The sequence below is a fragment of the Geodermatophilus sp. SYSU D00710 genome, from assembly GCF_054050195.1.
This window is the reverse complement of record NZ_JBJGYX010000035.1, coordinates 35,598-46,714: the sequence shown is the minus strand read 5'-3', so window position 1 is coordinate 46,714 and position 11,117 is coordinate 35,598. Positions and strand designations below refer to the sequence as shown.

The window sequence follows — 11,117 nt, the reverse complement described above, 5'->3', positions numbered from 1 at the left end:
GCCGCGGACGTCCGCGGCGGCCCGGTCGGGCGAGGGGGTCCTCCGTTCAGCCGAAGCGGCCGGAGATGTAGTCCTCGGTCGCCTTCTGGTCGGGGTTGCTGAAGATCTTCTCGGTCGGGTTGAACTCGATCAGCCGGCCGGGCTGGCCCACGCCGTTGAGGTTGAAGAACCCGGTGGACTCGCTCACCCGCGCGGCCTGCTGCATGTTGTGGGTGACGATGACGATCGTGTAGCGGTCCTTGAGCTCGGCCATCAGGTCCTCGATCGCCAGGGTGGAGATCGGGTCCAGCGCCGAGCAGGGCTCGTCCATCAGCAGCACGTCGGGCTCGACCGCGATCGCCCGGGCGATGCACAGCCGCTGCTGCTGACCACCGGACAGGCTGGAGCCGGGCCGGTCCAGGCGGTCCTTGACCTCGTTCCACAGGTTGGCGCCGCGCAGCGAGCGCTCGACGAGGTCGTCGGTCTCGGACTTCTTCATCTTCCGGTTGTTGAGCCGGTTGCCGGCCACGACGTTGTCGTAGATCGACATCGTCGGGAACGGGTTGGGGCGCTGGAAGACCATGCCGATCTGCCGCCGGACGTCGACCGGGTCGGCGTCGGGGCTGTAGAGGTCCTGGCCGTCCATGACGACCTTGCCCTCGACGCGGGCGCCGGGGATGACCTCGTGCATCCGGTTGAGCGAGCGCAGGAAGGTGGACTTGCCGCAGCCCGAGGGGCCGATCAGCGCGGTGATGCTGCGCGGCTCGATCGAGACGTTGACGCCCTCCACGGCGAGGAAGTTGCCGTAGTAGATGTTGAGGTCGGAGACCTCGATGCGCTTGGCCACGTACAGATCCTCCGGGACTGTCCGGTCAGCGACCGGTCTTGGGGGCGAAGAAGCGGCTGATCAGGCGGGCCACGATGTTGAGGGCCATGACCAGGATGATGAGGACGAGGGCCGCCGTCCAGGCGCGGTCCAGGAATGCCTGGGTGTCCGTCCCCGGCTGGGTCAGCTGGTAGTAGGCGAACACCGGGAGTGTCGCCATCCTTCCGTCGAACGGGTTGAGGTTGGTGCCGGTGATCAGGCCCACGGTCACCAGCAGCGGCGCGGTCTCACCCACGACGCGCGCGACGGCCAGGGTGATGCCGGTGCCCAGCCCCGCGATGGCGGTCGGCAGGACGACCTTGACCACCGTCCGCCACTTCGGCACGCCCAGGGCGTAGCTGGCCTCCCGCAACTCGTTCGGCACGAGCTTGATGACCTCCTCGCAGGAGCGGACGACCACCGGGATCATCAGCACCGAGAGGGCGATCGCGCCCATGACGCCCATCCGGACGTCGTTGCCGAACAGCAGCGTGAACAGGGCGAAGGCGAACAGGCCGGCCACGATCGACGGGATGCCGGTCATCACGTCGACGAAGAAGGTGATGGCCCGCGCGAGCCGGCCGCGGCCGTACTCGACCAGGTAGATGGCGGTCAGCAGGCCGATCGGCACCGAGATGAGGGTGGCCAGCGCGGTGATGATCACCGTGCCGAGGATGGCGTGGTACGCGCCGCCGCCCTCCCCGACCACCCGGTACATCGAGTTGGTGAAGAAGACGGCGTCCAAGCGGGCCAGACCCTTGTCGAGCACGGTGTAGACCAGCGACACCAGCGGGATCATCGCGATCACGAACGCCGTGGTGACCAGGGCGGTGACCAGCCGGTCGGTGGCCTTGCGGCTGCCCTCGACGGCCCGCGCCCCGACGTAGACGGCCAGGGTGCCCAGGACCGCCCCGTAGACGACGGTCAGGGCGATGCTGAAGCCGGTGAGGGCCGACAGGCCGGCCCCGAGCGCGATGCCCGCGGCGTAGAGCCCGGCCGCGGCGTACCGGGGCAGCCGGCGCCGCGGGCGGATGCCCGTCCCGGGCTCGTCGGCGACCCGGAGGGGCGGCTGGATCTGGGTGCTCATCAGTTGGCTCCGGAGAAGTCGGCGCGCCGGTTGACGATCCAGCGGGCGAGCATGTTGACCGCGAGCGTGATCACGAACAGCACCAGGCCGCTGGCGATCAGCGTGTTGACGTCGATGCCGGTGGCCTCGGGGAACCGCAGGGCGATGTTCGACGCGATCGTCGAGGGGTTGGAGCTGCTGATCAGGTTCAGCGTGGCGCCGGCGCCACCGGACAGCACGATGGCCACCGCCATGGTCTCGCCGAGCGCGCGGCCCAGGCCCAGCATGGCGCCGGCGATGACGCCGGACTTGCCGTACGGCAGCACCGCCATCTTGATCATCTCCCAGCGCGTGGCGCCGAGGGCGAGGGCGGCCTCGCGGTGCAGCGCCGGCGCCTGGCTGAACACCTCGCGGGCGATGGCCGAGATGATCGGCAGGATCATGACCGCCAGCACCAGGCCGACGGTGAACATCGTGCGCCCGCTGGAGGAGGCCGGGCCGGCGAAGAACGGGAGCCAGCCCAGGTTGTCGGCGGCCCACACGTGGAAGGGGACGAGGGCCGGCGCGAGGACCGCCAGGCCCCAGAAGCCGTAGACGACGCTCGGGATGGCCGCGAGCAGGTCGATGACGTAGCCCATGGTCGCGGCGATCCGCCGCGGCGCGTAATAGGTGATGTAGAGCGCGATCCCCACGGCGAGCGGGGTGGCGACCAGCAGGGCGAGGACGGCGCCCAGGAGCGTCCCGAGGACGAGCGGGGCGACGTAGGCACCCAGGCCCTCGCCGCCGGGGATCTCCTCCGCCGGGGCCGTGAGGGCCGGGATCGCCTCGCCGATGAGGAAGGCGGCCACGCCGGCGAGCACGAGCAGGATGAAGATGCCCGAGCCCTTCGCGCTGCCGGCGAAGACGCGGTCGCCCGGCCTGCGGACCACGCGCTGCTTCGTCGGGGGTTCGGTCGGGGCCTTCGTGGCGGTCACCGCTGCTCCGGGTGGTCGGTCGGTGGTGCGGGGGAGCCCGTCTGCGGGCGGGGCGGGTGGCCCGGGACGTCGCCGACGCCCCGGGCCATCCGGGAGTGCTCCGGTCAGCCGGCGCTGATCGCGTCGACCGCGGGCTGCGCCTGCTCGCGCAGGGTGTCGGAGATGGGCGCGTTGCCCGCGTTCTCGGCGGCCGCCTGCTGGCCGTCCTCGCTGATCACGTAGGACATGAAGGCCTTGACGTTGTCGGCGGCCGACTGGTCATCGTACTGGACGCAGCCGATGTGGTAGCTGACCAGGACGATCGGGTACTCGCCCGAGCCCTCGGTCTGCCGGTTGACCTCGATGGCGAAGTCGTACTCGCCGCGGCCCTCGACGGCCGGGGAGTTCTCGACGACGGCCGAGGCGGCCTCGGCCGACGGCGCCACGAACTCCTGGCCGACGCCGACGTTGACCACGCCCAGCTCGCCGGCGCGGCTGGCGTCGGCGTAGGTCACCGCACCGACGGTGCTCTCGACCACGCCCACGACACCGGACGTGCCGTTGGCGGCCTCGCCACCGGGCAGCGGCCACACGCCGTCGGGCTCGGAGGTCCACACGTCACCGGCGGTCTGGAACAGGTAGTCGGTGAAGTTGTCGGTGGTGCCCGAGTCGTCGCCGCGGTGCACGGGGGTGATCGGCGTGTCCGGCAGCTGCGCGTCCGGGTTCTCCTGGGCGATCGCCGGGTCGTTCCAGGTGGTGATCTGGCCGGCGAAGATGCGGGCGATGGTGCCCGGCGAGAGGTCCAGCTGGTCGACGCCCTCGAGGTTGAAGATGACCGCGATCGGCGAGATGTAGTTGGGCAGCTCGAAGACCTCACCGCCACCGCAGCGCTCCTGCGCGGCGGTGAGCTCCTCCTCGTCCAGCGGGGCGTCGGAGCCGGCGAAGTCGGTGGCGCCGGCGATGAACTGCTCGCGGCCACCGCCGGAGCCGACCGGGTCGTAGCTGAAGGCCACGTCGGGGTACTCGCCCTCGAAGCCGGCCTGCCACGCCTCCATGGCCGCCTGCTGCGCGCTCGAGCCGGCGCCGACGAGGTCACCGCTGAGCTCCGCGGCGCTCTCCTCGCTGCCGCCGCCGCTGCCGCTGCCCCCGGAGGCGGTGTCGGACTCGTTCGCCGCGCCACACGCGGTGAGCGCGAGGGTGCCGGCCAGCGCCGTCGAGAGGACGGCGGCGCGCGACCTGGTGCTGAGCTTCAACTGGGTGCCTTTCGCAGAGGGAGCCCGGGCCTCGTCGCCGGGCATGGCGGGACCAACGGGCAGCGACGGTAGGCAGCGCAGGTGGCCGGTCCCGGGTGGATCGGTGAACGCCGGGTGAACGCCCACCGAGCCTTTCCCGACCGGGTGAGAACGAGGTCACGTCCGGCAGGTGAACGAGTGCGTTTCGGGTGGCGCCGGGCACACCGGTAGGGCAGAACTGAGCGGTTGCGCCTCAGGCGTGGGCCTGCGGGACGCGCCGCCAGGAGACGTCGACGGCGTACCGCGTGAACCCGCTGCGCTCGTAGAGGGCGACCGCGGGGACGTTGTCCTCCTCGACGTAGAGCAGCACCTGCTCCAGACCGAGGCGGCGCAGGTGGGCCAGGCCCAGGGCGGTCAGCGCGCGACCCAGGCCCAGACCCTGCACGTCCGGGTCGATGCCGAGCACGTACACCTCGCCGACCGGGTCGGGGCCGGCGTCGCCCGGCGGGTGCACCTTCGTCCAGTGCGACCCGAGCAGCGTGCCGCCGGCGCCGGGGTCGCCCCGCCAGGCGAGCAGGAAGCCGGCCGGGTCGAACCAGGGCTCGGCCTCGCGCAGCCGCAGGTCCTCGGGCGTCCAGGAGCCCTGCTCGGGGTGGGTGGCGAAGGCACGGGCGTTGACCCGCAGCCACGCCTCCTCGTCCCGCCCGGGCCGGAAGGCGGCGACGGTGACGTCCGCGGGCAGCGCCGGACGCGGGTCGAGGTCGGCGTCGGTGAGCGGACGGCGCAGCTGCAGCAGCACCCGTGCCCGCGTGTACCCGCGCCCGCCGGCCAGCGCGGCGGCCGCCGGCAGGTCGCCGTGCGCCCAGACCCGCAGCGGCCGGCTCCCGGCCAGCTCCTCGAGCCGGGACAGCAGCGCCGGCCCGGTCCCGCGGCCACGGGCGGCGGGGGCGACGACGACCTCGGCCTCGGCGTCGCCGTCGGCCCCCGGCGCGCCCAGCTCCAGGCGGGCGTAGCCCACCGGCGCGCCGTCGGCGTCGGTGGCCAGCAGGTCGCGGCCGCCGGCCGGGCCGCCGTGCTGCAGGCGCAGCTCGGCCTCCTCCGACAGCGGCCGGACGCCGTCGACGGCGGCCGCCGCGCGCAGCAGCGCGAGGACGGCCGCGGTCTCGGCGGGGGCGAGCCGCTCGGTGTCGCGGACGGCGGCGGTGCTCAGTGCAGCGGGGCGGTGCTGCGGGAACCCCCGGTCAGGGGCTCGGCGAGGTCGGCCTGGGCGCGCGCGGCCGCGGCGGTGGCGTCGGCGACCTGCTGGTCGAGCTTGTAGCCGACGTTGCGCACCGTGCCGATCAGTGCCTCGTGCTCGGTGCCGAGCTTGGCCCGCAGCCGGCGGACGTGGACGTCGACGGTGCGGGTGCCGCCGAAGTAGTCGTAGCCCCAGATCTCCTGCAGCAGCTGCGCGCGGGAGAACACCCGGCCCGGGTGCTGGGCCAGGTACTTGAGCAGCTCGAACTCCTTGTAGGTGAGGTCGAGCGGGCGGCCGCGGAGCTTGGCGGAGTAGCTGTGCTCGTCGATGACCAGCTCGCCGGCCTGGGTCACGCCGCCGTCGGCGCCGTCGGCGGGGGTGGCGGCGGCCAGCCGGCGGGCGGTGGCCCACCGGAGGCGGGCGTCCACCTCGGCGGGGCCGGCGGTGTCGAGCAGGACGTCGTCGACGCCCCAGTCGGCCGACAGCGCCACCAGCCCGCCCTCGGAGAGGACCGCCACCAGCGCGGAGGCCACCCCCGTGGAGGACAGCAGGGCGCACAGGGCGCGGGCCCGGACGAGGTCGTGGCGGGCGTCGACGAGCACCACGTCGCCGGAGTCGCCGTCGAGCAGGCTGGACAGCTCGGGCGCCACCACGCGCACCTGGTGGCCGAGCAGGCCCAGTGCGGGGAGCACCTCGGTGGTGGCCTGACGCGCCGCGGTCATGAGCACGAGTCGCATGTCGTCTCCTCGGGGAGGGCGTCGACGGCGCTGTCGAACCGAGATCGCAGGATAACCGACGGGTTCAGCCGGGACGCCGAGGTCACGGGTGCCCGCGTCGCGGCCGGACACGCCGGGGCCTCCCGCTCGCCGGGCGCACCGTGCGGGGGCGTCTGCGACGATCGGGGTCCAGCGGGCGCCGGGGCGCGGACCCGCCGTCCGCGGGCAGGAGGCGACGTGACCACCGCGCTGGAGACCGGTGCCGCCACGCGCGGGCGGCACCTCGCCGCGGCGGTCGTCGTCGCGGCCGCCGCGGCCGCCGTGGTCTGGGCGCCCGAGGTGGCCGGGGACGACGGCCGGCTGGGCGCGGTGCTCCTGCTGCAGGTCGCGCTGGCCGCCGCGTGGGCGCGGGCGCTCGCCCCTGCCGGGGCGGCCGGGGCGGTGGTGCTGGCCGTCGCGGCCGCCGCCGGCTCCGACCTGCTCGTCCGGTCGGTCGAGGACCCCGGGCCGGGCGTGCTGCTCGTCGTCGCGGGGCCGGCGTTGCTGGCCGCCGTCGTGCACCAGATGCTGCGCCGCCCGCCGCGGTCGGACGTGGTCGGCTCGCTCGGGTCGGTCGCCGTGCTCGTCTCGTCGGCCTGCGCGCTGTCGCTGCTCCTGCTGCCCGGGGTGGCCGGCGACCCCGACTCCCCGGCCACCTCGCCGCTGCTGGTGGTCGGGGGCGCGCTCGCCGCCGGCCTGCTCGTCGACGCCGTGCTGCTGCGTCCGCCGGTCGCCGAGGGGGCCTCCCGCGGCGTGCTTGGCCTGCTGGCCGCGGTGGCGGCGGGCATGGCCGTGGCGCTGCTCGAGAGCGGCACCACGGCGCTGGTCGACGTCATCTCGGGGGTCACCACCGGACTGGTGCTGGGCCTGGTCGCCGCGCTGGCCGGGACGGCGGCCTCCTTCCTGCTCGCCGACACCGGCCGCCGGGTGCCCGGGATCGCGGGGGCGGTGGTCGAGGCGCTGCTGCCGCTGGCCGTCTGCGCGCCGGCGCTGCTCGCGCTCACCGTGGTCTGACCGTGCGGACCCTCCTCGTGCTGGTCGCGCTGCTGGTCGCGCTGCTCGTCGTCGTGGGGCTGGTCGCCGACCCGATCGCCGAGGGCGCCGCCGAGGAGCGCGTCGCGGCGGCGCTGGGGGACGGCGGCGGCCTGGCCGGCACGCCGGAGGTCGACGTCACCGGCTGGCCCTTCCTCACCCAGGCGGTGTCGGGCACCTACGACGACGTCCGGATCTCGCTGACCGCCGAGGACCTCGGCCGGCCCGAGGGCACCCGTGCCGACGTGACGCTGCGCGGCGTGCACGTGCCGCTGTCGGACGCGCTCGCCGGCTCGGTGCAGGAGGTCCCCGTCGACCGGATCGACGGGACCGCGACGCTGTCCTACGCGCTGCTGTCGCAGGAGCTCGGCGCCGACACCGTCCTGCGGCGCGAGGGCGACGGGCTGCGCGTCACGCGCACGGTCGAGGTGCTCGGGTACACGGTGCCGCTCACCGCCGTGGGCCGGGTGGCGCTCGACGGGCAGGACCTCGTCGTCGACGTCGAGGGGGCCTCGGCGGCCGACGTCGACGTGCCCGACGCCGTCGTCGACCGGGCCGACGACGCGCTCGACCTGCGCTACCCGGTGCAGCTGCCCTTCGGCCTGCGGCTGACCGGCGTCCGCCCCGCCGACGACGGCGTGCACGTGGCCGTCGAGGCCACCGACACGGTGCTGCGCACGCCCTGACGGAACACCGCACCCCCCGGCCGGGTTGGTCGGGGGGATGCGCGAGGACGAGGGCGGGGCGGGCCGACCGCCGTGCTCGAGGGCCTGGGCGTGCGGCCGGGTGACGCCGACCTGACCGTCGTCCAGTTCTCCACCGCGTTCTGCGGGCCGTGCCGGACCACCCGCGCCCGGTTGCAGCACCTGGCGGCCACCCGGCCGGGACTGGCGCACGTGCAGGTCGACGCCGAGAGCCACCTCGACGCCGTCCGCGAGCTCGGGGTCCGGCGCACGCCGACGCTGTTCTACCTCGACCGGGCGGGACGCCTGGTGGGCCGCAGCAGCGGCGCGCCACGTCCGGAGGAGCTCACCGCCCTGGTCGACGCCCACACGGGCGCACGGACCTGATCGGTTACCCTCGTCACGTGGGCACCCTGCTGACCTCGCGCCGCACAGTGGACCTGTGCCGCGTCGGCAGCTGCCTGTGTCCCGCCTCCTGAGGGCGGCCCCGCTCCGCCCAGACGTGCCCTGACCGCCGTCCGGAGAGCCCATCCCATGCCCCACGGCCCCACGCGCACCGCCGACGTGCGCCCAGGGCGTGCGCCGTACCCCGTCGTCCGCCGGAGCCCCCCGGCGTGCACCGCCTGACCGCCGCACACCCACCACAGGGAGGAACACCCCCCATGAGCCGCAACGACGTGCTCGTCACCGCCGACTGGGCCCAGGAGCACATCGGCCAGCCCGGGATCGTCTTCGTCGAGGTCGACGAGGACACCAGCGCCTACGACAAGGGCCACATCGAGGGCGCGGTGAAGCTCGACTGGAAGTCCGACCTCCAGGACCCGCTGCGCCGCGACTTCGTCAGCAAGGAGCAGTTCCAGGAGCTGCTGAGCGCCAAGGGCGTCGGCAACGACGACACCGTGGTCCTCTACGGCGGCAACAACAACTGGTTCGCCGCCTACGCGTACTGGTACTTCAAGCTCTACGGCCACGACCAGGTCAAGCTCCTCGACGGCGGCCGCAAGAAGTGGGAGCTCGACAGCCGCCCGCTCTCGTCCGACGCCGTCGAGCGCCCGGCCACGCAGTACCAGGCGAAGGACCCCGACACCTCCATCCGCGCCTTCCGCGACGAGGTCGTCGCCGCGATCGGCCAGAAGAACCTGGTCGACGTCCGCTCGCCCGACGAGTTCGCCGGCAAGCTGGTCGCCCCGGCCCACCTGCCGCAGGAGGGGGCTCAGCGCCCTGGCCACATCCCCACCGCGGTGAACGTGCCGTGGAGCAAGGCGGCCAACGAGGACGGCACCTTCAAGAGCGACGACGAGCTGCGCAGGCTCTACGCCGACGCCGGCCTCGACGACTCCAAGCAGACGATCGCCTACTGCCGGATCGGCGAGCGCTCGAGCCACACCTGGTTCGTCCTGCGAGAGCTGCTCGGCCACCAGGACGTCAAGAACTACGACGGCTCCTGGACCGAGTACGGCTCGCTCGTCGGCGTCCCGATCGAGAAGGGCGCCTGAGCATGTGCGGAGCCCCGAAGCAGGGCGGCGCCCTCGCCGGGATCGACCTGGACACCCAGACGGTGATCCAGGGCCAGGTCTGGCACGACGGCGCACCGGTGGCCGGCGCCTACGTGCGGCTGCTCGACTCGACCGACGAGTTCACCGCGGAGGTGGTCACCAGCCCCGAGGGCGAGTTCCGCTTCTTCGCCGCGCCCGGGAAGTGGAAGCTGCGCTCGCTGGCCCCGGTCGGCCGCGGTGAGCGGATCGTCGCCGCCGAGGTCGGCCTCACCGAGACGACCGTCGTCCTCGACTAGTCGAAGGACCCCCTCGCCCCCGCCGCTCGCACGCTCGCGGCGGGACCCTGCGAGGGGGCCGTTCCAGCACGTCGCCCGCGCCCGTCCCCCTTCCCGGGGGGCGGGCGCGGTGCTGTGCTCGGGTGCGTGCGCATCGCGGTCCTCGGCAGCGGTCAGGTGGGGCAGGCGCTGGCGCGGGGCTACCCGCGGTACGGGCACGACGTGGTGGTCGGCACCCGGCAGGCGGCGGTCGGCGACCTGCCCGTCGCGCGGCCGGAGGACGCGGTGCGGGGCGCCGACCTCGTCGTGCTCGCCGTGCGGGGCGACGCCGCCGTCGACCTGGTGACCGCCCTGGCCCCGCGGTTGGAGGGCACGGTCCTGGTCGACGCCACCAACCCGCTCGACTCCTCCTCCGGCGCCCCGGCCCTCTTCGTGGGCACCGACGACTCGCTGGGCGAGCGGGTGCAGCGGGCGGCTCCGGGCGCGCGCGTGGTCAAGGCCTACAACACGGTGGGCAACGCGCTGATGGTGGACCCGCAGTTGCCCGGGGGCCCGCCCACGATGTTCGTCGCTGGGGACGACCCCGCGGCCAAGGACCTGGTCACCGGCCTGCTCCGCAACACCGGCTGGGACGTCGCCGACCTCGGCGGGATCACCGCCAGCCGCTGGCTCGAGGGCCTGTGCATGGCGTGGGTGGCCTACGGCGCCACGCACGGCACCTGGGGTCACGCCTTCCGGCTGCTCCGCCCGGACGCGGGGGACTGACCGCGCCGCGACGTCCCCGGGCCCGGCGGCCGGCCGCGGCGCCGGCCCAGGTGCCAGGCGACCGCGCCCAGCACCGCGGCCACCGCCATCGCCGCGCCACCCGCCGTCGCGCCGGCGAACCCGGCCCGGAGCACGTCGGGCGCGCGGACGGCGGCGCCGCCGCCCACGACCGCGCCCAGCCCGACCAGCCCGGCCCACACCGCCCACGCGGTCCCGCGCAGGTCACCGGGCCGCGACGGCGTCCGGCGCCACCACAGGACCAGCCAGCCGGCGAGGGCGACCGCGCCCAGCACCGTGCTGACGTGCTGCGCGACGTCGTAGCCGAACCAGTCCTCACCGGCCAGGGTGCCCACCGGTGCGGTCAGCGCCGGCACGTTCCGCGTGCCCCAGCCCCACCAGTGCGTGAACTGGTCCCAGCCGACGTGCGTGGCCGCCCCGATCGCGAGGGCGGCCAGGACGGCCGCCACCGCCCGCGCCGACCCGAGCCTCGCGCGCAGGCCCGGCTCCGCGGTCACCCGGCGGCGCAGCCCGCTCGGTGCGGCGGCGAGCGCCGGCGCGGCCAGCAGGCCGTGCCACACCAGCCACAGCCCGGCGCCCAGGGCGACGTCGAGGGAGACCACCGCGAGCGGGTCGTGGGTCGGCCAGTCCGGGCGGCCGGGCAGGTAGAAGGGCACGTCGGGGGCGAGGCTCCCCGCCACGAGCGCGGACGCGGGCAGGCCGGATCGCAGGAACGGCAGCACCGCCGCGGGGTGGCTCCCGGTGAACGGCACCGGCCCATC

13 protein-coding genes are annotated in these 11,117 nt (G+C 74.6%); 6 read left to right on the top strand and 7 right to left on the bottom strand.

The annotated features are described in order from the left end of the window. Positions 1-46: 46 nt before the first annotated feature. From pstB to ACI78U_RS16120, 6 genes are all read right to left on the bottom strand, one after another. Positions 47-826: a phosphate ABC transporter ATP-binding protein PstB gene (gene pstB / locus ACI78U_RS16145; RefSeq protein ID WP_456876354.1), complete on the bottom strand. Its 780-nt coding sequence runs from the start codon at positions 824-826 to the stop codon at positions 47-49. A gap of 25 nt (positions 827-851) precedes the next feature. Next, on the bottom strand, positions 852-1,931 hold the full coding sequence (gene pstA, locus ACI78U_RS16140; protein WP_456876353.1) for a phosphate ABC transporter permease PstA: 1,080 nt from the start codon (positions 1,929-1,931) through the stop codon (positions 852-854). After that, positions 1,931-2,884, bottom strand: coding sequence for a phosphate ABC transporter permease subunit PstC (pstC, locus tag ACI78U_RS16135; RefSeq protein WP_456876352.1), 954 nt, complete (start codon positions 2,882-2,884; stop codon positions 1,931-1,933). Before pstC ends, pstA begins: the two co-directional genes overlap by 1 nt. 104 nt (positions 2,885-2,988) lie before the next feature. Further along, complete coding sequence (gene pstS / locus ACI78U_RS16130; protein WP_456876351.1) at positions 2,989-4,116, bottom strand: phosphate ABC transporter substrate-binding protein PstS; 1,128 nt, start codon at positions 4,114-4,116, stop codon at positions 2,989-2,991. Between the two features lie 232 nt (positions 4,117-4,348). Beyond that, positions 4,349-5,305: a mycothiol synthase gene (gene mshD / locus ACI78U_RS16125; RefSeq protein WP_456876355.1), complete on the bottom strand. Its 957-nt coding sequence runs from the start codon at positions 5,303-5,305 to the stop codon at positions 4,349-4,351. Continuing rightward, positions 5,302-6,069 carry a winged helix-turn-helix transcriptional regulator gene (locus ACI78U_RS16120; RefSeq protein WP_456876350.1) on the bottom strand — a complete coding sequence of 256 codons (768 nt, stop codon included), beginning with the start codon at positions 6,067-6,069 and terminating at the stop codon, positions 5,302-5,304. Before ACI78U_RS16120 ends, mshD begins: the two co-directional genes overlap by 4 nt. A gap of 216 nt (positions 6,070-6,285) precedes the next feature. Between ACI78U_RS16120 and ACI78U_RS16115 the strand changes: the two genes are divergently transcribed. From ACI78U_RS16115 to ACI78U_RS16090, 6 genes are all read left to right on the top strand, one after another. Next, the gene (locus ACI78U_RS16115) at positions 6,286-7,101 is read left to right on the top strand and encodes a hypothetical protein (protein WP_456876349.1); all 816 of its coding nucleotides are present in this window, start codon (positions 6,286-6,288) and stop codon (positions 7,099-7,101) included. Between the two features lie 2 nt (positions 7,102-7,103). Further along, positions 7,104-7,805: an LmeA family phospholipid-binding protein gene (locus ACI78U_RS16110; RefSeq protein ID WP_456876348.1), complete on the top strand. Its 702-nt coding sequence runs from the start codon at positions 7,104-7,106 to the stop codon at positions 7,803-7,805. A gap of 72 nt (positions 7,806-7,877) precedes the next feature. Beyond that, on the top strand, positions 7,878-8,189 hold the full coding sequence (locus ACI78U_RS16105; protein WP_456876347.1) for a thioredoxin family protein: 312 nt from the start codon (positions 7,878-7,880) through the stop codon (positions 8,187-8,189). Between the two features lie 275 nt (positions 8,190-8,464). Next, positions 8,465-9,298: a sulfurtransferase gene (locus tag ACI78U_RS16100; protein WP_456876346.1), complete on the top strand. Its 834-nt coding sequence runs from the start codon at positions 8,465-8,467 to the stop codon at positions 9,296-9,298. Between the two features lie 2 nt (positions 9,299-9,300). Beyond that, on the top strand, positions 9,301-9,594 hold the full coding sequence (locus ACI78U_RS16095) for a DUF1416 domain-containing protein (RefSeq protein ID WP_456876345.1): 294 nt from the start codon (positions 9,301-9,303) through the stop codon (positions 9,592-9,594). Positions 9,595-9,720: 126 nt separating this feature from the next. Further along, on the top strand, positions 9,721-10,338 hold the full coding sequence (locus tag ACI78U_RS16090) for an NADPH-dependent F420 reductase (protein ID WP_456876344.1): 618 nt from the start codon (positions 9,721-9,723) through the stop codon (positions 10,336-10,338). Here ACI78U_RS16090 and ACI78U_RS16085 read toward each other — a convergent pair. Further along, positions 10,299-11,108, bottom strand: coding sequence for a DUF4184 family protein (locus ACI78U_RS16085; RefSeq protein ID WP_456876343.1), 810 nt, complete (start codon positions 11,106-11,108; stop codon positions 10,299-10,301). The genes ACI78U_RS16090 and ACI78U_RS16085 overlap by 40 nt on opposite strands. Positions 11,109-11,117 lie beyond the last annotated feature (9 nt).

Bases quoted from the DNA above. Each gene is read 5' to 3' on its own strand.
- ACI78U_RS16120 (WP_456876350.1), bottom strand. From the start codon at position 6,069: ATGCGACTCGTGCTCATGACCGCGGCGCGTCAGGCCACCACCGAGGTG.
- pstA (WP_456876353.1), bottom strand. From the start codon at position 1,931: ATGAGCACCCAGATCCAGCCGCCCCTCCGGGTCGCCGACGAGCCCGGG.
- ACI78U_RS16100 (WP_456876346.1), top strand. From the start codon at position 8,465: ATGAGCCGCAACGACGTGCTCGTCACCGCCGACTGGGCCCAGGAGCAC.
- ACI78U_RS16095 (WP_456876345.1), top strand. From the start codon at position 9,301: ATGTGCGGAGCCCCGAAGCAGGGCGGCGCCCTCGCCGGGATCGACCTG.